Below are 21,145 nucleotides of genomic sequence, written 5' to 3' on the forward strand. Positions count from 1 at the left end.
GATCATCATTCATAAGGGGCAAATGCCGTGACCGATACCAACCCGCTGCTTCGGGAATTCGACCTGCCGCCCTATTCCGAAATTCGTCCGGAACACGTTGAGCCGGCGGTCGATACCGTACTCGGCGAGAACCGCGTCGCCCTTCAGGAACTGCTCAGCCGCCCAGCCGAAAGCCTCGACTGGAGCACGCTGGTGGTCGGCCTCGACGAAATGAACGAGCGCCTCAGTCGCGCCTGGGGCCCGGTCAGCCACCTCAACGCGGTGCGCAACAACGCCGAATTGCGCAGCGCCTACGAGGCCTGCCTGCCCAAGCTATCCGCCTATGCCACCGAACTGGGGCAGAACGCCGACCTGTTCGCCGCCTATCAGGCGCTGTCGCTGAGCCCCGAAGCGGACGGCTTCGATGTGGCGCAGAAGACCATCCTCGACCATGCCCTGCGTGACTTCCGCCTGTCCGGTATCGACCTGCCGCCGACCAAGCAGCAGCGTTTCGGCGCGATCCAGATGAAGCTCGCCGAGCTGGGCAGCACCTTCTCCAACCAGTTGCTCGACGCCACTCAGGCCTGGACCAAACACATCACCGACGAAAGCCTGCTGGCTGGCATCACCGATTCGTCCAAGGCGCAAATGGCCGAAGCCGCCAAGGCGAAGGAGCTGGATGGCTGGCTGATCAGCCTGGAATTCCCCAGCTACTACGCCGTGATGACCTACGCCGACAATCGCGCGTTGCGCGAAGAGGTCTACGTCGCCTATTCCACCCGCGCCTCCGATCAGGGCCCGAATGCCGGCCAGTTCGACAACGGCCCGGTGATGGAGCAGATTCTCGATCTGCGTCAGGAGCTGGCCAAGTTGCTGGGCTTCGGCAACTACGCCGAACTGTCGCTGGCAACCAAGATGGCCGACAGCACCGAGCAGGTGTTGGGCTTCCTGCGTGATCTGGCCACGCGCAGCAAGCCCTTCGCCGAGCGTGATCTGAAAGAGCTGCGTGCCTTCGCCGCCGAGCAGGGCGTCAGCGACCTGCAGAGCTGGGACGTCAATTACTTTGGCGAAAAGCTGCGCCAGGCCCGCTACAGCCTGAGCCAGGAAGAGCTGCGCGCCTACTTCCCGGTGGACAAGGTGCTGTCCGGCTTGTTCGCGATCGTCAAGCGTTTGTACGGCATCGAGATCCACGAGCTAGAGGGTTTTGATGGTTGGCATCCTGACGTCCGCCTGTTCGAAATCCGCGAGAAGGGCGAGCATGTCGGGCGCTTCTTCTTCGACCTCTATGCACGGGCCAACAAGCGTGGCGGTGCCTGGATGGACGGCGCACGTGACAAACGCCGCACCTGCCTTGGCACGCTGCAGACGCCGGTGGCCAATCTGGTCTGCAACTTCACCCCGCCTGTGGGCGAGCGCCCGGCGTTGCTGACCCATGATGAAGTCACCACGCTGTTCCACGAGTTCGGCCACGGCCTGCATCACCTGCTCACCCAAGTCGAGCATGCCGGCGCGTCGGGCATCAACGGTGTGGCCTGGGATGCGGTCGAGTTGCCGAGCCAGTTCATGGAAAACTGGTGCTGGGAGCCCGAAGGCCTGGCGCTGATTTCCGGTCACTACCAGACCGGCGAAACGCTGCCGCAGGACATGCTCGACAAGATGCTGGCGGCGAAGAACTTCCAGTCCGGCCTGATGATGGTGCGTCAGCTGGAATTCTCGCTGTTCGACTTCGAACTGCACGCCACGCACGGCGACGGTCGTAGCGTGCTGCAAGTGCTGGAAGGCATTCGCAACGAGGTCTCGGTGATGCGTCCGCCAGCCAGCAATCGCTTCCCGAACAGCTTCGCGCACATATTCTCCGGTGGCTATGCAGCCGGTTACTACAGCTACAAGTGGGCCGAAGTGTTGTCCTCCGACGCCTTTTCGCGGTTCGAGGAAGAGGGCGTGTTCAACGCCGATACCGGTCGTGCTTTCCGCGATGCCATTCTGGCGCGCGGCGGTTCGCAGGAACCGATGGTGCTGTTTGTCGATTTCCGTGGTCGCGAGCCGTCTACCGACGCGCTGCTACGCCACCTCGGGCTGACGGAGGAAGTGGCATGAGCGCTGATTCGAAAGTAACCACCAAGCGCTTCATCGCCGGTGCTGTATGCCCGGCGTGCAGCGCCGCCGACAGCATCAAGATGTGGGACGTCGATGGCGTGCCGCATCGCGAGTGCGTCGAATGCGGCTATGCCGACACGCTCAATGCACAAGGCCAGTCGGTGCCGTCCGAGCTGGGCACGCGGGTCAACCAGGCCAAGCCCAAGGCACCCGATCCGCAGGTGCAGGCCGTACAGTTTTTCCCCAACCCGAAGCTGAAGAAAAAACCCGACTGACAGACCGGAGCATCGCCATGTGGCATATCACCTGTGGCGACCTCGCCGCTGACAGCGTCCGGCAGCTGCTGGCCGAGGGCAATGAGCTTCGCGTGCTGCGCGACGATCTTGCGGTTGGCCCGCTGGCTGATATCGAATCGCCGCCCTGCACGATGCGATTGGCGTTCTGGGAGCAGACCTGGCCTGTCGGGCTGGAGCCTCAACCGGATTTCTCGGGCATTGCCGAAGACGCCGAATGGCTGGCGGGGCTGCCTGGCCAGTCGCGGCACGTCACGGTCTGGCATGGCGACAGCGCCTCCGAACAGCTGACGCTGGCGCGTGTGGCGGCGGCGCTGGAAGGCTCATCAATCACGCTGTATGAAGTGGCGTGCGGAACCGGTGAAAGCCGGGTCGGCACGCGCATGGCGGTGTCCATGCATGCACCAGATGCGCTGGCAGCGCTTTATCAGCCGGGCCTCGTCGAGGCCGGTCGCATTGCCGAACTCGCCGGCCAGTGGCGAGCCGTTGTCGCAGAGAACGCCGCGATACGTCGCTGGGTCGACGGGTGTTTTCTCGGTGAAGACAACGAGCGAATCGATAGCGAACTGATAGCGGCCTGTGGCGACGATTGGCTGCCATTGTCCCGCGCCATGGCGGAGGTCATGGTCCACTGCGACGGTTTCTTCCCCACTGACCTGTTTCTTTACTGGCGCGCTCGCGAGCTGGCGAAGCGCGGCGTCATTCGGCTCAGCGACGATGGCGCCGCCGAGTACAGCAAGGTGCAGGTGTGTCGTACCTCAACTTGATGCGCTTGGGCGGGGCTGTTTGACGCGTCACCGGAAAGTCTTTGAGCGAGGGAAACGTCTATTCTCAGGCGCACGCCGTATCCCCGAATCCTGAACGTCAGTTCTGAGGTGCATGCCTATGATGTCCTACAGGCGATCGCTGATGCTTTGCCTGCTCGCCCTCGTACCGCTGCCGTCGATTGCCGAGCCAGGCGTCACCACGCTTGAAGCCACGCGCAGCGAATGGTCCACCTATCGCTTCCCGTTATTTGAAGGTGGATCGGCTGCACCGGAGCGCATCAATATCTACCTGCATGCGTTCGAGCTTGACGGTTTGCCGGGCCGCTTCGAGCAGTCGCCGTTCGAGCGCATTTGGCCAACAGACGATGCAGGACACGGTGTGGTCAGTCTGGACTACGAAATCCATGCCAAGACGCCTGGCTTCCTTTCGCTCGATATCATCGGTGAATATTACGGCGCCTACCTCAGCCTGGGCCGCAACAGCTATGCGTTCTCGCTAGCTGATGGCTCGCCTCTGTCGTTGCCAGCGTTATTCAGCGAGGCGGGTTTACAGCGTGTGCAGCAACGCATCAGCCAAGCGCGGGTTGGGCGTATCGAGACCTTTCTGGCCCAGCTTCCTGTCGATGGCGCCACTGGTGACGAAGCTGAGAAGATTGCCATACAGCGCGCGATGTATGGTGAGTGCCTGCCGCGCCATCAGAACACCACTCTCGACCATGACCGGCTTGTGCTCGAGCCAACGCAACTGACCCTGATCGCCGGAGGCTGTTCGGCGCATGCGGTTCGCGCACTGGATGATCTAGGCGAGTTTCCGAACAGTTTCGCTTATGCCGATCTCGCCACAGAGCTGAGCGCCTATGGACGATGCGTGCTGCTGGAGCAGCGCAGCGATTGCCGGGATCTGTCGAACCCGCAGATAAGCGGCGTCTACCGCGGCGTGGTGGACAGGCAGCAGCGGACGCTGGTTATCGCACCGCCTGACACCAGCGGTTCATCCAGGGCTTTCTATTTTCGGGATAAGGACGCCAGCAAGGTTGAGCTCGTTGCGAAACGACGGGTCGACGTGAGTCATATCCAGCTTCGGGAACAGAATGCTGTGCCCGCCATGTTCGAACTCCAGCTAGACCGCGATGGCCGGCTCAATGGCACATGGCAGCCAGAGGGCGGGGTCGCTATTCCCGTCGAGTTGCGCTAAGTACGTTCAAGGCACGTCGGAGCCACGCGTCGGAGCGCGCGGCGAATTCTGAATACCGCTCTATACTGTATGCATGAACAGTATTTGAGCACAGCTGATGTCACATAAACCGCACCTTTCCACACCGCGCGGTCGCGGTACCGCCATCAACCCGGACAACCGTTTTGCCCCGACTCGCTGCGAAGCGTATGACGACGGCTGGGAACAAGACGTACCGCCGACCCGCGCCACGGAGATTCGCAGCGAGACGGCTAAGAGCGTGCTTACTCGCAACCAGTCGCCGGACGTGGGTTTCGATCGGTCGGTCAATCCTTATCGGGGCTGTGAGCATGGTTGTATTTATTGTTTTGCGAGGCCGAGCCACGCGTACTGGGATATGTCGCCGGGAATCGATTTCGAAACGCGACTGATCGCCAAGACCAACCTCGCCGAACGCCTCGAACAGGAGCTAAGTAAGCCCGGCTACGTGCCGCAGCCCATCGCGCTGGGGGTCAACACCGATGCTTACCAACCCATCGAGCGCGAACAGCAGTTGACGCGCCAGGCACTGGAAATCCTCCTGCGCTTCAAGCATCCGGTGCACATCATCACCAAAGGCTCGCTGGTGCTGCGCGATCTTGATCTGCTGGTGCCCTTGGCCGAGCAGAAATTGGTCAGCGTTTCGGTCAGCCTCACCACCCTGGATGACGAACTCAAGCGCATCATGGAGCCTCGCGCGGCGTCGCCTTCTGCGCGGCTGCGGGTGTTGCGTACGCTGCATGAGGCTGGCGTGCCGGTCAGTGTGATGTGCGCGCCGATGATTCCGATGATCAACGACATGGAGCTTGAGCGCATGCTCGAAGTGGCGCGCGAAGCCGGTGCGCGCTCGGCCGGTTATGTGCTACTGCGGTTGCCGCACGAAGTGGCCACGCTCTTCGACGAATGGCTGCAGGAGCATTTCCCACTACGTGCCGCTCATGTGATGAGCCTGGTGCGCCAGTCGCGCGGCGGTAAGGACTATGACAGCCGGTTCGGCAGCCGCATGCGCGGCGAAGGCCAGTTCGCGCAGTTGCTCGCGCAGCGCTTTCAGCTGGCCTGCAGATGCCTGGGGTACAACCGGCGCGATCAGAATTACGGGCTCGATTGCACTCGCTTCGCGCCGCCCGGACAGCAGATGAGCCTGATCTGAGCCTGTCGTGGGTTTGCCTATTGGTAGCTCAGTATTTTTGGTGGGCTGAAGCCCACCCTACCGAGCTGAGTCTGCCGCGGCAGTTATGGATGGGCCCTGTATGTCCATCGCCGCCAGCCAGATCTCCGCTATGGGCCGCGCTGGCGTTCCGCTTGAGACCGCCAAACGGGGGTCGGATTGATCAACTGGCTAGAACAGAATGCCTTCAGGCCCGTGCCGTAGGATTCCGCTCATCGGTAACTCAACATCTTTGGTGGGCTGAAGCCCACCCTACTGGGGGCGCCGTTTCGAGCTGGCTGGGCAGCCGAGGGCTGGGCTCGCGCAGAACAGCGGTCAGCACCTCTTTGGCGAGCGCGAGCCAGCGCTGCCGCAGGGCGGCTTACCGGAACTATACGTCGCGCAAGATGCACCAATCCGGGTATCGCTGTGGCGTCCGTGGCCGACGCGCATTCGCATCTCGGAGGCAACGTGGATTGGATTGATCTTTTGCAATGGCCAGCCATGGTGGTCACGGTAATGGCCGCCTGGTTGATTGGCTCGCTGAGGCCGGGGCGACGTACGGTCGGCTTCTGGTGCTTTCTGTTGAGCAACCTGCTCTGGGTTATCTGGGGCTGGCACGCCGAAGCCTGGGCGCTGATTACCCTGCAGGTGTGCCTGGCAGTGATGAATATTCGTGGCGTAAAGAAGAATGACCACGACGCTTCAGGGGCAGAAGCGAGCCCAAACACCTGACGAAATTGCCAGTCCGGGATCGCTGTCTATACTCCGATCGTAAGCGTACCGATTGAATCCGACTGCGCGTGCAAAGCGAGAGATGGCAACCAGGCATTGGGGGGAGCCAGATCAGAGCGTAGTCAGGCCATCGTAGCGAGCGTTTGTTCTGCTCCGTGGCCAGACAGGCAGTCGGCGGGATAACAAGAACCATAAGGGGAACCCGCTAATGTCGCGACATCCACGAGTCTGGATGGGGATTGGGCTGTGGTCGCTATTCGGTCAGGCCCAGGCGGCCTGGGACGTGAATATGCGAGCCGGCGTAACCGATGTCAGCCGCTCCGTATTCGACCTGCACATGGCGATCTTCTGGATCTGTGTAGTCATCGGCGCGCTGGTATTCGGTGTGATGATCTATTCGATGATTGCGCATCGCCGCAGCAAGCGCCTGCATTCGGCGAACTTCCATGAAAACACCAAGGTAGAGGTGCTCTGGACGGTCATTCCCCTGCTGATTCTGGTGGGCATGGCGGTTCCGGCCACTCGCACGCTGATCCATATCTACGACCCGACCGAGTCCGACGTGGATATCCAGATCACTGGCTACCAGTGGAAGTGGCATTACAAGTACCTGGGCGAGGATGTGGAGTTCTTCAGCAACCTCACCACGCCGCGCGACCAGATCAACAACCTGGCGCCCAAGGGTGAGCACTACCTGCTGGAAGTCGACGAGCCGCTGGTGATTCCTACCGGCGCCAAAGTGCGCTTCCTGATCACCGCGGCGGATGTCATCCACTCCTGGTGGGTGCCGGAGCTGGCGGTGAAGAAGGACGCCATCCCCGGCTTCATCAACGAATCCTGGACCCGTGTCGAGGAGCCCGGCATCTACCGCGGCCAGTGCACTGAGCTGTGCGGCAAGGACCACGGTTTCATGCCGGTGGTGGTGGATGTGCGGTCGCCGGAAGATTACGCCGCCTGGCTCGGCGAGAAGAAGGCCGAGGCCGCCAAGCTGGCCGAGCTGACCAGCAAGGAATGGACGCTGGACGAGCTGGTTGCACGCGGCGAGAAGGTCTACCAGACCAATTGCGTGGCCTGCCACCAGGCCAGCGGCGAGGGCATGCCGCCGACCTTCCCGGCGCTCAAAGGCTCGCAGATCGTCACCCAGGACGTTGAGGCGCACATCAACATCGTCGTCAATGGCAAGCCGGGTACGTCCATGGCGGCGTTCGGCAAGCAACTGTCCGAGGTCGATCTGGCCGCCGTCATCACCTATGAGCGCAACGCCTGGGGCAACGACACGGGCGAGATGGTCACGCCGAAAGACGTGCTCGACTTCAAACAGGCCGAAGAAGCCACCCAATAAGAGGAAGACGGCGATGAGTGCAGTGATCGACGATCATGGTCATGCCGGACACGACCATCACCACGGCCCCGCCAAGGGCCTCTCGCGCTGGCTGCTGACCACCAACCACAAGGACATCGGCTCGATGTACCTGTGGTTCAGCTTCTGCGCCTTCCTGCTCGGCGGCTCGTTCGCCATGGTCATCCGAGCCGAACTGTTCCAACCCGGACTGCAGATCGTGCAGCCGGAATTCTTCAACCAGATGACCACCATGCACGGCCTGGTAATGGTCTTCGGCGCGGTGATGCCGGCCTTCGTCGGCCTGGCCAACTGGATGATCCCGCTGATGATCGGCGCGCCGGACATGGCCCTGCCGCGGATGAACAACTTCAGCTTCTGGCTGCTGCCGGCGGCCTTCGGTCTGTTGGTCTCGACGCTGTTCATGGAGGGCGGCGGACCCAACTTCGGCTGGACGTTCTACGCACCGCTGTCGACGACTTACGCGCCGGAGTCGGTGACCTTCTTCATCTTCGCTATTCACCTGATGGGCATCAGTTCGATCATGGGCGCGATCAACGTGGTCGCCACCGTGCTCAACCTGCGGGCGCCGGGCATGACGCTGATGAAGATGCCGCTGTTCGTCTGGACCTGGCTGATCACCGCTTTCCTGCTGATCGCGGTGATGCCGGTGCTGGCCGGTGTGGTGACCATGATGTTGATGGATATCCACTTCGGCACCAGCTTCTTCAGCGCGGCCGGTGGCGGCGACCCGGTGCTGTTCCAGCACGTGTTCTGGTTCTTCGGGCACCCCGAGGTGTACATCATGATCCTGCCGGCGTTCGGCGCGGTCAGCTCTATCATCCCGGCGTTCTCGCGCAAGCCGCTGTTCGGCTACACCTCGATGGTTTATGCCACCGGAGCGATTGCCTTCCTCTCTTTCATCGTCTGGGCGCACCACATGTTCACCGTCGGCGTGCCGCTGACCGGTGAACTGTTCTTCATGTACGCGACCATGCTGATCGCCGTGCCGACCGGGGTGAAAGTGTTCAACTGGGTGTCGACCATGTGGCGTGGCTCGCTGACGTTCGAAGCGCCAATGCTGTTCGCCGTGGCCTTCGTCATTCTTTTCTCGATCGGCGGTTTCTCCGGCTTGATGCTGGCCATCGCCCCGGCGGACTTCCAGTACCACGACACCTACTTCGTGGTGGCGCACTTCCACTACGTGCTGGTGCCCGGCGCGATCTTCGGCATCTTCGCCTCGGCTTACTACTGGCTGCCCAAGTGGACCGGGCATATGTACGACGAGACGCTGGCCAAGCTGCATTTCTGGATGAGCTTCGTCGGCATGAACCTGGCGTTTTTCCCGATGCACTTCGTGGGTTTGGCGGGCATGCCGCGGCGGATCCCGGACTACAACATGATGTTCGCCAACTTCAACATGGTTTCAAGCATCGGCGCCTTCATGTTCGGCGCGACGCAGTTGCTGTTCCTGTACATCGTCATCAAATGCATCAAGGGCGGCCCGGCTGCCGCAGCCAAGCCCTGGGACGGTGCAGAGGGTCTGGAGTGGAGCGTGCCGTCACCGGCGCCGTACCACACCTTCAGTGTCCCGCCGGACATGCATCAACTCCACGAACACCGCACGGGGCCGAAGGATGATTAGGGCACAAGCCGCTAAAGGCTGGAGGCCGGAGGCTGGGCTTCGGGTGGACTCGACGGGCTGCGCCGTGGCTATTGGACGCGTGGTAGGTGGTGCCGTTGGTGGGCTGAAGCCCACCCTACATGGCGCCGGGTATTACCAGAAATCCGGAGGGGCCGGTCAGCGCTCCGCTTCAGCACACTATAGCGACCCGGTAGGGTGGGCTTCAGCCCACCGGAGTGGTTATGAACAGTGTGAGGCTGCGCCTGACGAAAAGCTCTGTACGAGGCGGGTGCCATGAGCGATTCCCTGCCCATCCCCCGCCTGGTCCGCCGGTTACTGCTGGTGGTCGTGGCGATGTTCGCCTTCGGCTTTGCCCTGGTGCCAATCTACGACGTCATGTGCCAGGCCTTCGGCATCAACGGCAAGACGGCGGGCGCTTATGAAGGAGCGCAGATTGTGGACGAGGCGCGCGAGGTACGGGTGCAATTCCTCGCGACCAACGCATCGGGGATGGTCTGGGAATTCAAACCGGTCGCCGATCAGCTCAGCGTTCATCCCGGTTCCAGCCACGAGATGCGCTTCATCGCCTACAACCCCACCGACAAACCGATGACTGCACAGGCGGTGCCCAGCGTGTCGCCATCGAAGGCCGCGGCTTATTTCCACAAGACCGAGTGTTTCTGCTTTACCCAGCAAGTGCTGCAGCCCGGTGAGCGCATCGAAATGCCGGTGCGCTTCATCGTCGATCGTGATTTGCCCGCAGACGTGCGCCACCTGACGCTCGCCTACACCCTGTTCGATATCACGTCTCGCCAACCTCCCGTCGCCGTTGTTGATCAGGCGTCTCTGGTGGCGGCCAAGGAGAGTCTGCAATGAGCCAACAGACCACCACGCACGAGAATTACTACGTTCCCGCCCAGAGCAAATGGCCGATCGTGGCGACGATAGCGCTGCTGACTACCGTGTTCGGGCTGGGCAGCTGGTTCAACGATCTCAAGGCCGGTCGCGATGAGATCAGTGGCCCGATTATTTTCTTCATCGGCGCGCTGCTGATCGCCTACATGATGTTTGGCTGGTTCGGTGCGGTGGTCCGCGAAGGGCGAGCAGGTCTCTACAGCGCGCAGATGGACCGCTCGTTCCGCTGGGGGATGAGCTGGTTCATCTTTTCCGAGGTGATGTTCTTTCTCGCCTTCTTCGGCGTGCTGTTCTACGTCCGCTATTGGGTTGGTCCCTGGCTCGGCGGTGAGGGTGACAAAGGTGTCAGTGCCATGCTCTGGCCAAACTTCGAATATACCTGGCCGCTGCTGAACAACCCGGACCCCAGCGTCTATCCCGCGCCAGAAGGCACCATCAGTCCCTGGGGGCTGCCGCTGATCAACACTATTCTGCTGGTCAGCTCCAGCTTCACCCTGACCTGGGGGCACCACGCCCTGCGCAAGGGCAATCGCAAGCAGCTCAAGCTCGGGCTTGGTTTGACCGTGTTGCTGGGCGTCATCTTCCTGATCTTGCAGATCGAGGAATACATTCATGCCTACACCGAGCTTGGCCTGACGCTGGGCTCGGGCATCTACGGCGCGACGTTTTTCATGCTTACGGGCTTTCACGGCGCTCACGTGACCATGGGCGCGATCATCCTGACGGTGATGCTGGTGCGCAGCTTTCGCGGCCACTTCACACCCGAGCAGCATTTCGGGTTCGAGGCGGCGGCCTGGTACTGGCACTTCGTGGACGTGGTGTGGATTGGTCTGTTCGTCTTTGTTTACGTGATCTAGCGCGATCAGGCTCCGAAACCGGGCTGCAGTTGGCCGGAATAGAAGCCCCAGGCGATCAGGGCGACTGTCAAAGCGGTAAGGGAGACGCGAACTAAGAGGGCGGTGAGCACTCGTGAGGTTCGGCCTTCATCCTTGACCAGAAAGAACAGACCACTGAACAGACTGACCAGTGTGGCTACTAATAACAGAACAATCGCCGCCTTGAGCATGCGCGGGCCCGCCGTCAAGGTGAACTGGGGGAAGTGGGGGTGCAGTATAGCCAGTCGGATCGATACGCCGCGGGGCAAGGCATGAACGGCTTCAGGCCGGGCGTCATACCCACGCTGGTGGTGCTATGTCTGCTGCCGTTACTGGTCTGGCTGGGATTCTGGCAGCTAGAGCGCGGTGAGCAGAAGCGCGACATGCTGGCTCGTCAGGAAGCGCGCGAGGCCGCAGTGCCGATCGGGCCGGAGCAGATCGGCACGCTCCAGGAGCCGGCCTATACACGCGTAAACCTGCAGGGCAGTTTCGATGCCGAGCACAGCTTCCTGCTCGACAGCCGCACCCGCGATGGCCGGGTCGGTGTCGAACTGTTGCAGCCGTTTCAGGATCAGCCCAGCGGCCGTTGGGTGCTGGTCAACCGCGGCTGGTTGCCCTGGCCGGACCGGCGCATCCCACCGAAATTCGACACGCCTGATCGCCCACTGAAGCTGGCCACCTGGATCTACGCCCCGTCCGGCGACCCGTTCATTCTCAACCGGCGGATGGCACAAGGCTGGCCGCGGCTGATCAACCATGTCGACGTGCAGGAAATCTGGGCCTTGCTCGGCCGCGACGGCGTCCAATACCAGCTGCGGCTGGAGCCCGGCCCCGCAGCCTATCGTGCCGATTGGCCGGTGACTTTCATGCAGCCGCAGCAGCATGTCGGCTATGCGGTGCAGTGGTTTGCGCTGGCAGCTGCACTGCTGGCGTTGTTCATCTACTTCGGCGTGCATCAGGCACGGGGGAACAAGGAATGACCACGATGAATCCGACCTACAAGGCTGCACCGGCACAACGGCGCCGGGGGCGATTGCAACTGCTGCTGATTCTCGCCGTGGTCATCGGCCCCATGCTGCTGGCGGGCGCCATGTACCGCTTCGGTTTCTGGGTGCCGGAAACCCGCACCTACGACGGCGCCCTGGTTGCGACGGGCCAGGGTCGCGACGCCCTTGGCATCACCGCACCAGTGGCTGCCGAGCCGCGCTGGGAGCTGCTAGTTACGGCGCCAGATGGTTGCGCCGAAGACTGCCAGCAGCTGGTCTATCTAGCGCGTCAGATCAATATCGGTCTGGCTCGCGAAGCAGGCAGGGCCGGCCATGCCATCGCCAGCGCAGCGCCTTTGGCAGCCGAGTACGACCAGCGCTTACAGCGTGAATATCCGCAGCTGCAACGTTACCGATTGGACCCTGCCGTGTATGGCGCCAATCCTGATCTACCAGACGGTGTGCAGCTGTGGATTGTCGATCCGCACGGTAATTTAGTGCTGCGTTATGACGCCAAAGCCAAAGGTAAAGCGATCCTCGATGACCTCAAGTACTTGCTGAAAATCTCCCAGATCGGTTGATCCAAGGCACTCGGCCGCCTCGCTGGAGTCCCAATGAGGTCGCTCAAGGAGAAGCAGATGGCAAAACCCGGCTACCGCCTCGCCCTTGTCGCCACGCTATTGGCTGTCGTGGTGGTGCTGCTCGGCGCCTATACACGGCTGACCCATGCTGGCCTCGGTTGCCCGGACTGGCCCGGTTGCTACGGTTTTCTCAGCGTCCCTATGAGCGAGGACAAGCAGAGTCTGGCCGCAATGCGCTTCCCGGATGCCCCGCTGGAGGTACATAAGGGTTGGAACGAGATGGTCCATCGTTACTTCGCCGGCGCGCTGGGGCTGGTGATCCTCGGGCTTACAGTGCAGGCGCTACGCCGCCGCGCGCAGCCGGGACAGCCGCTCAAGCTTCCCTTGCTGCTGCTCGCGGTAGTCATCGCTCAAGCGGCATTTGGCATGTGGACCGTTACCCTGCAGCTCTGGCCACAGGTGGTTACGGCGCATCTGCTGGGCGGCTTCACCACCTTGAGCCTCTTGTTCCTACTGACGCTGCGCCTGTCCGGCCGGAGGCCGGCGATGCCGAGCGTGCCGGGCAGGCTCAGAACCTTTGCGTTGATCGGCATGATCGCGGTGATCTTCCAGGTTGCGCTTGGCGGCTGGGTCAGCAGTAACTACGCCGCCGTGGCCTGCACCGATTTCCCCACCTGTCACGGCCAATGGTGGCCGCAGATGGATTTCGCCAACGCCTTCAACTTAACCCATCACGACATCGGCCCGAATTATCTCGGCGGCATGCTCTATGGCGAGGCGCGTACCGCCATCCATCTGACGCATCGGCTCGGTGCGCTCAGCGTGACGCTGATTTTGCTGGCGTTGGCCTGGCAACTTTGGCGCCACGGGCTGGCGCGGCTGGCTGGGCTGCTTGTCGCTGCGCTGGCCCTGCAGATCGGGCTCGGCATCAGCAACGTGCTGCTCAATCTCCCGCTGGTGGTTGCGGTTGCTCATAACGGAGGGGGTGCGCTGCTGCTGCTCGTGACGGTATTGATCAATCACCGCTTGCACTTGAGCCGAGGGGTTGCCGTAGCGCGTGATCCGGCGCCTCAGGCACTCCTGAATCCGAATACGACGGGTAGGCTCGACCTGCCCCGCGCTTGACCATAAGGAGAATCCCATGGCGACTGTACTCAGCGAACGCAGTGTCCAAGCCAGCTGGCGCGACTATCTCGAGCTGACCAAACCAAGGGTGGTGCTGTTGATGCTCATCACCTCGCTGGTGGGAATGTTCCTCGCGACACGCGCCGGCGTGCCCTGGACGGTGCTGGTTTTCGGCAACCTCGGCATCGCTCTGTGCGCGGGCGGGGCCGCTGCAATCAACCATGTGGTGGACCGGCGTATCGACTCAGTGATGGCGCGCACCAATAAGCGGCCCCTGGCCGTTGGGCGCGTCTCACCTGCGGCCGCGTTGCTCTTTGCGCTGCTGCTGGCGGTCGCCGGGATGGGACTGCTGCTGACCTTTACCAACGCCCTGGCGGCCTGGCTGACGCTGGCCTCGCTGATCGGCTATGCGGTGATCTACACCGGCTTTCTCAAGCGCGCCACGCCGCAAAATATCGTCATCGGCGGGCTGGCTGGCGCTGCGCCGCCGCTGCTGGGCTGGGTCGCGGTGACCGGCCAGGTAACGGCTGAACCGCTGTTGCTGGTCTTGATCATTTTCGCCTGGACCCCGCCGCACTTCTGGGCGCTGGCGATCCACCGCAAGGACGAATACGCCAAGGTCAACGTGCCGATGCTGCCGGTGACCCATGGCGAGCACTACACGAAAGTGCACATCCTGCTCTACACCGCGATGCTGTTGGCGGTCAGCGTCATGCCCTTCGCCATCCACATGAGCGGCCCGCTGTACCTGGCCGCGGCCGTGCTGCTCGGTGCGCGCTTCCTGTTCTGGGCGGTGGTGCTCTATCGCGACAGCCGCCCGCATGCGGCCATCAAGACATTCAAATTCAGCATCTGGTATCTGTTCGCGCTGTTCATTGCCTTGCTGGTTGATCATTATCTGCCGCTGACCTTCTAGCAGGCCGTTGGAAAACTAGCTGTGTTGCCAATACTGCGTTAAAAATGCCCTCGGAATGCTCATTTACAGCACGTAAACTCGTACGCGAGCCCGGTCCGCTTCCTCGGCCATTTTTGCCTTGTCTTGCCTGCCTCGCTTACGCTTTTCAACGGCCTGCCAGCCGCCCGCCAAGGACCTTCATGACACGCATCCAGAAAACCGTATTCATTCTCGTGGCGCTGGTTGCGCTGGTCGTCGGCCTGACGGTTTACAAGGTGCTCAATACCGAACAGCAGCTAGACACTGCCGACCTGCTCGATGCCGGCATCGTCATGCTGCCGCAGGGCCGCGATGTGCCGAACCTGACATTGACCAACCAGGACGGCGAACAGGTCTCGATGAAAGCGTTGGAAGGGCGCTGGAACCTGCTGTTCTTCGGCTACACCTTCTGCCCGGATATTTGCCCCGCGACGCTCGCAGAGGTGCGCCAGCTGCGCGGCCAGTTGCCAGAAGAGGCAAGGCAGCGGATGCAGCCGATCCTGGTCAGTGTCGATCCCGAGCGCGACACGCCCGAGCAGTTGAAGAAGTATCTGGATTTCTTCGGCGCTGGGTTCATCGGTTTGACCGGCTCGCTGGATGACATACAGACGCTAGCCAATGCTGCGGGCGTGCCCTTCATTCCGGGCGATACCACGAAAGAAGACTACACCGTCGACCACGGTGGCAACCTTGCCCTGATCGGGCCGGATGGTCGGCTACGTGGTTTCATCCGTGCACCGATGCGAACCGAGAAGCTCGCCGAACAATTGCCAGCAGTGCTGGCGTTGGAGTAACGGACGTCGTCGCGTGGGGGCGGTGTACGACGTTAGCCGCGTTCGGGTTTCACCCATCCTGCGAGGCGCCAAACGGAACGGCTGGCTTAAACGCTGGGCTTCGACGCGTCACGAGTGCCGTGCACTCTGGGTTGCGGCGAACGCTCCAGGCCATGAAGAAGGATGTCAAACCGAGAAGAAATAAAAAGGCCCGCACTGGCATATGCCAGACGGGCCTTGTGTTGCGTTCGGCGCAATCAACGCGCCGGTCGCTTAGAACGCCGGGACAACGGCACCCTCGTACTTTTCATTGATGAACTGCTTCACCTCTTCGCTGTGCAGCGCTTCGATCAGCTTTTGCATGGCGGCGCTGTCCTTGTTGTCTGGACGGGCGACCAGGATGTTCACGTACGGCGAGTCGTTGCCTTCGATGAACAGGGCATCTTCGGTGGGGTTCAGCTTGGCTTCAAGGGCGTAGTTGGTGTTGATCAGCGCCAGGTCGACCTGGGTCAGCACCCGTGGCAGGGTGGCGGCTTCCAGCTCACGGATCTTGATGTTCTTCGGGTTCTCGGCGATGTCTTTTGGCGTGGCGGTGATGCCCGCGCCGTCCTTCAGCTTGATCACACCAGCCTTCTGCAGCAGCAGCAGCGCGCGGCCGCCGTTGGTGGCGTCGTTGGGGATCACCACTGTGGCGCCCTTGGGCAGCTCGTCCAGCGACTTCAGCTTGCTGGCATAGGCACCGAAGGGTTCGATGTGCACGCCCGCGACGCTGACCAGCTCGGTGCCCTTGCCCTTGTTGAACTCATCCAGGTACGGCTGGTGCTGGAAGAAGTTGGCGTCCAGACGCTTCTCGGACACCTGGATGTTCGGCTGCACGTAGTCGGTGAAGACCTTCACCTTCAGGTCAACGCCCTGTTCAGCCAACTGGGGTTTGACGAATTCGAGGATTTCCGCGTGGGGAACAGCCGTTGCGGCGACGTTCAACTCGTCGGCGGCTTGGGCGGAGAAGGCCGCGACAGCGGCGAAGGCAGCAAGCAGTTTTTTCATGGGGCGCTCCTGGTAGTTCCTGTATCGGTGCCGGTTAGGCAGTTATTTTCTTGAAAAATGCGTCACAAGCTTGTCACCGACGCTCTGCAGGACCTGGACGAGGACCAGCAGCAGCACCACGGTGACGACCATGACATCGGTCTGGAAACGTTGATAGCCGAAGCGGATGGCCAAGTCGCCGAGCCCGCCCGCGCCCACCACACCGGCCATTGCGGTGTAAGAAACCAGGGTGATGGCGGTAACAGTGACGGCGGCAATGATGCCTGGGCGCGCCTCGGGCAGCAGCGCGTTGAAGATGATCTGTCGGGTCGTGGCGCCCATCGCCTGGGTGGCTTCGATGATGCCGCGGTCAACCTCGCGCAGGGCGGTTTCCACCAGTCGCGCGAAGAACGGCGCGGCGCCCACCACCAGAGGCGGGATCGCCCCGGCCACGCCCAGCGAGGTGCCGGTGACCAGCACCGTGAAGGGAATCATCACGATCAGCAGAATGATGAACGGCAATGAGCGCAGCACGTTCACCACGAAGGACAGAAAGCCGTACAGCGGGCCGTTCTCGAACAGCTGGCGCGGGCCGGTGAGAAACAGCAGCACACCCAGCGGCAGGCCAAGGACGATGGTGAACAGCAGTGAACCACCGAGCATCAGCAGGGTGTCCAGGGTCGCCAGCCAGATCTCGTACCAGTCGACATTCCCCAACAAAGAGCTAAACAAGGCGTCCATCAGCGCAGCACCTCCACATGCACATCAGCTGCATCCAGCTGGGCCAGCGCTTCGGCCATGTCGCCACCCACCAGCGCCAGGGTCAGCTGGCCATAAGGCGTGTCCTTGATGCGGTCGATACGACCCGAGAGGATGCTGAAATCCACACCGGTCTCCCGCGCGACGGTGCCGAGAAGGGGTTTGTAGGTGGCTTCACCCTGAAAGGTCAGACGCAGGATGCGCCCCGGCACATGGGCAAAATCATCGTGCTGCTCGCCTTCATCGATCGCTTCGTCTTCCAGCACGAAACGTTGTGTAGTCGGGTGCTTCGGGTGCAGGAACACCTCGGTCACGGGCCCCTGCTCGACGATGGCGCCTGCATCCATGACCGCGACGCGATCGCAGACGCGGCGGATCACGTCCATTTCGTGAGTGATCAGCACGATGGTCAGGTTCAGTTCGCGGTTGATTTCGGCGAGCAACTGCAGCACCGAGGCAGTGGTCTGCGGATCGAGCGCGCTGGTGGCTTCGTCGCAGAGCAGAATGTCCGGTTCGGTCGCCAGCGCCCGGGCGATCCCAACGCGCTGCTTCTGGCCGCCTGACAATTGCGCCGGGTACTTGCGTGCCTGATCTTTAAGCCCGACGCGTTCGAGCAACGCGGCGACCCGGCTGTCGATCTCGCTGCGCGAATGGTTACCGGCCAGTCGCAGTGGCATGGCGACGTTGTCGGCCACGGTCTTAGACATCAGCAAGTTGAAGTGCTGGAAGATCATCCCGACCCGCTGACGGAAGCGGCGCAGGCCGTTGGCGTCGAGCGCCGTGACGTCTTCACCGTTGACCAGGATGCGTCCGCCGGAGGGCTCTTCCAGGCGGTTGATCAGGCGCAGCAGGGTGCTCTTGCCGGCGCCGGAATGACCGATCAGGCCAAACACTTCGCCGGCACCAACGGTCAGTTCGGTCGGCTTGAGTGCGGGCACTTCACGAGCAGTGCCCCGGCCGGCTACCCGATAGGTTTTGTGGACTTGCTGAAATTCAATCACGGGCGAACCTTGTGGGTGCGGTCGTATGTGCCTGGATGGTGGCGAAAGGCGTGCATTCTACGCGTTTGTGGCGGGCGGGCGTAGCGAACGGCGGTTATTGAGGCAAGCCATTGCGTCCATAGGCTGGGTAAATCGTCGCTGCGCGCAACCTTGAGCGGCATTGTTGGGTCACTTACCGGTACGCCGTGAAATGATCAAGCATCGGCCCCCCAGATGAGGCCCGGTCCCTTCGCGGTTTAGCGCACCCATGCTCAACCGAGGCCCAAGATGACGGACAAAAAAGATCCAAAGCACAGCGAACTCGCCGGTACCAACACGGTCGATCGGCAGAACCATAATGCCAAGCTCGATGACCTTGAAGTTTCCCGCAGCGACGCCACCGGCGAAGCGCTGACCACCAATCAGGGCGTGAAGATCGCTGACAACCAGAACAGCCTGCGCGCTGGCGAGCGCGGTCCCTCGCTGCTCGAAGACTTCATCATGCGCGAGAAGCTGACCCACTTCGACCACGAGCGCATCCCCGAGCGCATCGTGCACGCCCGCGGCTCGGCTGCCCATGGCGTGTTTGTCAGCTATGACGACCACAGCGCGCTGACCAAGGCATCCTTCCTCGCCGGCAAGGGCAAGGAAACGCCGGTGTTCGTACGTTTCTCCACCGTGCAGGGCTCCCGCGGCTCGGCCGATACCGTGCGTGACGTGCGCGGCTTCGCCACCAAGTTCTATACCGACGAAGGCATTTTCGATCTGGTCGGCAACAACATGCCGGTGTTCTTCATCCAGGACGCCATCAAGTTTCCCGACTTCGTCCATGCGGTGAAGCCTGAGCCGCACAACGAGATCCCGCAGGGCCAGTCCGCCCACGACAGCTTCTGGGACTTCGTCTCGCTGACGCCGGAGTCCGCTCACATGGTCATCTGGGCCATGTCCGACCGCGGTATTCCGCGCAGCCTGCGAGCCATGGAAGGCTTCGGCGTACACACCTTCCGCCTGATCAATGCCGAAGGCGTGAGCCGTTTCGTCAAATTTCATTGGAAGCCGGTCGCCGGGGCCTTTTCACTGGTCTGGGATGAGACCCTGAAGCTGGCGGGCAAGGACCCCGACTTCAACCGCCGCGACCTGTGGGAGTCCATCGAAATGGGCGACTACTTCGAGTGGGAGCTGGGCGTGCAGGTGGTCGAAGAAGCCGACGAGCACAAATTCGATTTCGATCTGCTTGATCCGACCAAGATCATCCCGGAAGAGCTGGTGCCGGTGCAGAAGCTCGGCAAGATGATCCTCAACCGCAACCCGGACAACTTCTTCGCCGAAACAGAGCAGGCTGCCTTCCACATCGGCCATATCGTGCCGGGCATCGACTTCACCAATGACCCGCTGCTGCAGGGCCGCCTGTTTTCCTACACCGACACCCAGCTGCTGCGCCTCGGCGGGCCGAATTTCCACGAGATCCCGATCAACCGCTCGATCGCCCCGGTGCACAACAACCAGCGTGATGCCTTTCATCGGCAGACCATCAACAAGGGCCGCGCCAACTACGAGCCCAACTCCATCGACAGCGGCTGGCCGAAGGAAACGCCGCCTGCGGCCAGCGGCGGCGGGTTCGAGAGCTATCCGGAGCGCATGGAAGGCCACAAGGTGCGGGCACGCAGCCCGTCGTTCGGCGATCACTTCTCCCAGGCCACGTTGTTCTGGAACAGCATGAGCGCCCCGGAGAAGGAGCACATCATCGGCGCCTACAGCTTCGAGCTGGGCAAGGTCGAGCGGGTGTTCATCCGCGAGCGTCAGGTCAACGAGATCCTCGCCAATATCGATCTGGAACTCGCGCGCCGGGTTGCTGAAAACATCGGCGTCACGCCACCGACAGCGCCGACCCTCAGCCTAAAGCAGCCGAATCCGGCCAGCTCACCGGCGTTGAGCCTGATGAATCACCTGTCGGGCAATATCAAGTCGCGCAAGGTCGCGATCCTCATCGCCAACGGCGTGGACGGTAAGGCTATCGAGGCGTTCAAGCAGAAGCTGGCAGACGAGGGTGCAATCGCCAAACTGATCGGTCCGTCACCGGCTCCGGTCAAGGCGGCTGATGGCACGATGCTCACGCCTGATGCGGCGATGGATGGCATGCCCTCGATCGCCTTCGATGCGGTATTCGTACCGGGTGGCGCGCAAAGTGTGCAAGCGATGGCCAGGTTGGGCGTGGCGAAGCATTACCTGCTCGAAGCCTATAAGCACCTCAAGCCAATTGCCGTGCTCGGCGACGCCCGGCAACTGCTCACGGCGCTCAACCTGCCGGAAGATGCCGGCCTGGTGACTGGCGAGGATGCGGATGTGGCTAGGGTGTTCACAGCGTTCGCGCAAGCACTGGCGCAACATCGCATCTGGGCGCGCGAGGCGGCGGCGGAGCAGGTTCCGGCCTGATCGTAGCGGCATGACAAGAGGCGGCTCGGTTAATTCCGGGCCGCTTTTTTTGTGTCGGCCGACCGTGGGTTAAGCGAGTTCGCGCCAGTGCAGGTAGCAGCGCAGGTCGAATTCCGTCTGTGCGTAACCCGGCATCATGTGTTCGCAGAGCTTGTAGAAGGCGCGGTTGTGGTCGCTTTCGCGCAGGTGCGCGAGTTCGTGCACCACGATCATCTGCAGAAACTCCGGCGCCGCTTCCTTGAACAGGGCAGCGACGCGGATCTCCTTCTTGGCCTTGAGCTTGCCGCCTTGCACGCGGGATACGGCGGTGTGCAGACCCAGCGCGCGGTGGGTGAGGTCGAGGCGGTTGTCGTAGAGCACCTTGTCGATGTTCGGTGCGCTTTTCAGATGGCTCTGGCGCAGCTGCTGCACGTAGCCGTACAGCGCCTTGTCGCTCTGCACCTGATGGCGTTGCGGATAGCGTCGCTCGAGGTAATCGCCCAGGCGCTTCTCAACGATCAACTGGCGGATCTGCTGCTGCAGCGACTCGGGGTAGCCGCTCAGGTATTTCAGCGTTGTCATCCG

21 protein-coding genes are annotated in these 21,145 nt (G+C 61.9%); 16 read left to right on the top strand and 5 right to left on the bottom strand.

Going from position 1 to position 21,145, the window contains the following annotated elements:
- Positions 1-27 precede the first annotated feature (27 nt).
- From prlC to BUE09_RS18175, 10 genes are all read left to right on the top strand, one after another.
- Positions 28-2,076 (top strand): oligopeptidase A, encoded by a 2,049-nt coding sequence (prlC, locus tag BUE09_RS18130; protein ID WP_073303193.1) that lies wholly within the window; start codon positions 28-30, stop codon positions 2,074-2,076.
- Positions 2,073-2,351: a YheV family putative zinc ribbon protein gene (locus tag BUE09_RS18135; protein ID WP_073303195.1), complete on the top strand. Its 279-nt coding sequence runs from the start codon at positions 2,073-2,075 to the stop codon at positions 2,349-2,351. Before prlC ends, BUE09_RS18135 begins: the two co-directional genes overlap by 4 nt.
- Positions 2,352-2,368: 17 nt before the next feature.
- On the top strand, positions 2,369-3,136 hold the full coding sequence (locus BUE09_RS18140) for a DUF1835 domain-containing protein (RefSeq protein ID WP_073303197.1): 768 nt from the start codon (positions 2,369-2,371) through the stop codon (positions 3,134-3,136).
- Between the two features lie 142 nt (positions 3,137-3,278).
- Positions 3,279-4,331, top strand: a complete 1,053-nt coding sequence (locus BUE09_RS18145; protein WP_083380612.1) for a hypothetical protein — start codon at positions 3,279-3,281, stop codon at positions 4,329-4,331.
- A 97-nt stretch (positions 4,332-4,428) separates the two neighbouring features.
- Positions 4,429-5,499 (top strand): PA0069 family radical SAM protein, encoded by a 1,071-nt coding sequence (locus tag BUE09_RS18150; RefSeq protein WP_073303202.1) that lies wholly within the window; start codon positions 4,429-4,431, stop codon positions 5,497-5,499.
- A 468-nt stretch (positions 5,500-5,967) separates the two neighbouring features.
- Entirely contained in the window at positions 5,968-6,231 is a 264-nt protein-coding gene (locus tag BUE09_RS18155) for a hypothetical protein (protein ID WP_073303483.1), read from the top strand.
- A 208-nt stretch (positions 6,232-6,439) separates the two neighbouring features.
- Complete coding sequence (coxB, locus tag BUE09_RS18160) at positions 6,440-7,573, top strand: cytochrome c oxidase subunit II (RefSeq protein WP_073303204.1); 1,134 nt, start codon at positions 6,440-6,442, stop codon at positions 7,571-7,573.
- A gap of 13 nt (positions 7,574-7,586) precedes the next feature.
- Complete coding sequence (gene ctaD, locus BUE09_RS18165) at positions 7,587-9,215, top strand: cytochrome c oxidase subunit I (protein ID WP_073303206.1); 1,629 nt, start codon at positions 7,587-7,589, stop codon at positions 9,213-9,215.
- A gap of 273 nt (positions 9,216-9,488) precedes the next feature.
- Positions 9,489-10,070 (top strand): cytochrome c oxidase assembly protein, encoded by a 582-nt coding sequence (locus BUE09_RS18170; protein ID WP_073303208.1) that lies wholly within the window; start codon positions 9,489-9,491, stop codon positions 10,068-10,070.
- Positions 10,067-10,966 carry a cytochrome c oxidase subunit 3 gene (locus tag BUE09_RS18175; RefSeq protein ID WP_073303210.1) on the top strand — a complete coding sequence of 300 codons (900 nt, stop codon included), beginning with the start codon at positions 10,067-10,069 and terminating at the stop codon, positions 10,964-10,966. Before BUE09_RS18170 ends, BUE09_RS18175 begins: the two co-directional genes overlap by 4 nt.
- Positions 10,967-10,971: 5 nt before the next feature.
- On the opposite strand, the gene BUE09_RS18180 is transcribed toward BUE09_RS18175, so the two are convergent.
- Positions 10,972-11,175 (bottom strand): twin transmembrane helix small protein, encoded by a 204-nt coding sequence (locus BUE09_RS18180; protein WP_073303212.1) that lies wholly within the window; start codon positions 11,173-11,175, stop codon positions 10,972-10,974.
- 81 nt (positions 11,176-11,256) lie between these two features.
- Between BUE09_RS18180 and BUE09_RS18185 the strand changes: the two genes are divergently transcribed.
- The 5 genes from BUE09_RS18185 to BUE09_RS18205 all read left to right on the top strand — a co-directional run bounded on the left by BUE09_RS18185 (position 11,257) and on the right by BUE09_RS18205 (position 15,404).
- Entirely contained in the window at positions 11,257-11,964 is a 708-nt protein-coding gene (locus BUE09_RS18185; protein ID WP_073303214.1) for an SURF1 family protein, read from the top strand.
- Positions 11,965-11,969: 5 nt separating this feature from the next.
- The gene (locus BUE09_RS18190) at positions 11,970-12,551 is read left to right on the top strand and encodes a hypothetical protein (RefSeq protein WP_073303216.1); all 582 of its coding nucleotides are present in this window, start codon (positions 11,970-11,972) and stop codon (positions 12,549-12,551) included.
- Between the two features lie 57 nt (positions 12,552-12,608).
- On the top strand, positions 12,609-13,676 hold the full coding sequence (locus BUE09_RS18195; RefSeq protein WP_073303218.1) for a COX15/CtaA family protein: 1,068 nt from the start codon (positions 12,609-12,611) through the stop codon (positions 13,674-13,676).
- A gap of 16 nt (positions 13,677-13,692) precedes the next feature.
- Positions 13,693-14,592 carry a heme o synthase gene (gene cyoE / locus BUE09_RS18200; protein WP_073303220.1) on the top strand — a complete coding sequence of 300 codons (900 nt, stop codon included), beginning with the start codon at positions 13,693-13,695 and terminating at the stop codon, positions 14,590-14,592.
- Positions 14,593-14,771: 179 nt separating this feature from the next.
- Complete coding sequence (locus tag BUE09_RS18205; RefSeq protein ID WP_073303222.1) at positions 14,772-15,404, top strand: SCO family protein; 633 nt, start codon at positions 14,772-14,774, stop codon at positions 15,402-15,404.
- 252 nt (positions 15,405-15,656) lie between these two features.
- Here the strand turns inward: BUE09_RS18205 and BUE09_RS18210 are convergent, their stop codons facing one another.
- From BUE09_RS18210 to BUE09_RS18220, 3 genes are read right to left on the bottom strand one after another with little or no spacing between them, the layout of a single operon-like run.
- Positions 15,657-16,430, bottom strand: a complete 774-nt coding sequence (locus BUE09_RS18210) for a MetQ/NlpA family ABC transporter substrate-binding protein (RefSeq protein ID WP_073303224.1) — start codon at positions 16,428-16,430, stop codon at positions 15,657-15,659.
- A gap of 42 nt (positions 16,431-16,472) precedes the next feature.
- The gene (locus BUE09_RS18215; protein ID WP_073303226.1) at positions 16,473-17,150 is read right to left on the bottom strand and encodes a methionine ABC transporter permease; all 678 of its coding nucleotides are present in this window, start codon (positions 17,148-17,150) and stop codon (positions 16,473-16,475) included.
- Entirely contained in the window at positions 17,150-18,169 is a 1,020-nt protein-coding gene (locus BUE09_RS18220) for a methionine ABC transporter ATP-binding protein (protein ID WP_073303228.1), read from the bottom strand. Before BUE09_RS18220 ends, BUE09_RS18215 begins: the two co-directional genes overlap by 1 nt.
- A gap of 267 nt (positions 18,170-18,436) precedes the next feature.
- Here BUE09_RS18220 and katE point away from each other — a divergent pair, with 267 nt between their 5' ends.
- Positions 18,437-20,581, top strand: coding sequence for a catalase HPII (katE, locus tag BUE09_RS18225; RefSeq protein ID WP_073303231.1), 2,145 nt, complete (start codon positions 18,437-18,439; stop codon positions 20,579-20,581).
- Between the two features lie 69 nt (positions 20,582-20,650).
- Here the strand turns inward: katE and BUE09_RS18230 are convergent, their stop codons facing one another.
- Positions 20,651-21,142, bottom strand: a complete 492-nt coding sequence (locus BUE09_RS18230; protein WP_073303234.1) for a M48 family metallopeptidase — start codon at positions 21,140-21,142, stop codon at positions 20,651-20,653.
- Positions 21,143-21,145: the final 3 nt, after the last annotated feature.

Origin of the sequence: Stutzerimonas xanthomarina DSM 18231 (genome assembly GCF_900129835.1) — a bacterium.
GTDB classification, from domain to species: Bacteria; Pseudomonadota; Gammaproteobacteria; order Pseudomonadales; family Pseudomonadaceae; genus Stutzerimonas; species Stutzerimonas xanthomarina.

Excerpts from the sequence above, each read along its gene's own strand:
- BUE09_RS18170 (WP_073303208.1), top strand. The coding sequence starts at position 9,489 with ATGAGCGATTCCCTGCCCATCCCCCGCCTGGTCCGCCGGTTACTGCTG.
- BUE09_RS18135 (WP_073303195.1), top strand. The coding sequence starts at position 2,073 with ATGAGCGCTGATTCGAAAGTAACCACCAAGCGCTTCATCGCCGGTGCT.
- coxB (WP_073303204.1), top strand. The coding sequence starts at position 6,440 with ATGTCGCGACATCCACGAGTCTGGATGGGGATTGGGCTGTGGTCGCTA.
- BUE09_RS18195 (WP_073303218.1), top strand. The coding sequence starts at position 12,609 with ATGGCAAAACCCGGCTACCGCCTCGCCCTTGTCGCCACGCTATTGGCT.
- BUE09_RS18140 (WP_073303197.1), top strand. The coding sequence starts at position 2,369 with ATGTGGCATATCACCTGTGGCGACCTCGCCGCTGACAGCGTCCGGCAG.
- katE (WP_073303231.1), top strand. The coding sequence starts at position 18,437 with ATGACGGACAAAAAAGATCCAAAGCACAGCGAACTCGCCGGTACCAAC.
- cyoE (WP_073303220.1), top strand. The coding sequence starts at position 13,693 with ATGGCGACTGTACTCAGCGAACGCAGTGTCCAAGCCAGCTGGCGCGAC.
- BUE09_RS18230 (WP_073303234.1), bottom strand. The coding sequence starts at position 21,142 with ATGACAACGCTGAAATACCTGAGCGGCTACCCCGAGTCGCTGCAGCAG.
- BUE09_RS18205 (WP_073303222.1), top strand. The coding sequence starts at position 14,772 with ATGACACGCATCCAGAAAACCGTATTCATTCTCGTGGCGCTGGTTGCG.
- BUE09_RS18185 (WP_073303214.1), top strand. The coding sequence starts at position 11,257 with ATGAACGGCTTCAGGCCGGGCGTCATACCCACGCTGGTGGTGCTATGT.
- BUE09_RS18175 (WP_073303210.1), top strand. The coding sequence starts at position 10,067 with ATGAGCCAACAGACCACCACGCACGAGAATTACTACGTTCCCGCCCAG.
- ctaD (WP_073303206.1), top strand. The coding sequence starts at position 7,587 with ATGAGTGCAGTGATCGACGATCATGGTCATGCCGGACACGACCATCAC.
- BUE09_RS18145 (WP_083380612.1), top strand. The coding sequence starts at position 3,279 with ATGCTTTGCCTGCTCGCCCTCGTACCGCTGCCGTCGATTGCCGAGCCA.
- BUE09_RS18190 (WP_073303216.1), top strand. The coding sequence starts at position 11,970 with ATGAATCCGACCTACAAGGCTGCACCGGCACAACGGCGCCGGGGGCGA.
- BUE09_RS18215 (WP_073303226.1), bottom strand. The coding sequence starts at position 17,150 with ATGGACGCCTTGTTTAGCTCTTTGTTGGGGAATGTCGACTGGTACGAG.
- BUE09_RS18210 (WP_073303224.1), bottom strand. The coding sequence starts at position 16,430 with ATGAAAAAACTGCTTGCTGCCTTCGCCGCTGTCGCGGCCTTCTCCGCC.
- BUE09_RS18180 (WP_073303212.1), bottom strand. The coding sequence starts at position 11,175 with ATGCTCAAGGCGGCGATTGTTCTGTTATTAGTAGCCACACTGGTCAGT.
- BUE09_RS18150 (WP_073303202.1), top strand. The coding sequence starts at position 4,429 with ATGTCACATAAACCGCACCTTTCCACACCGCGCGGTCGCGGTACCGCC.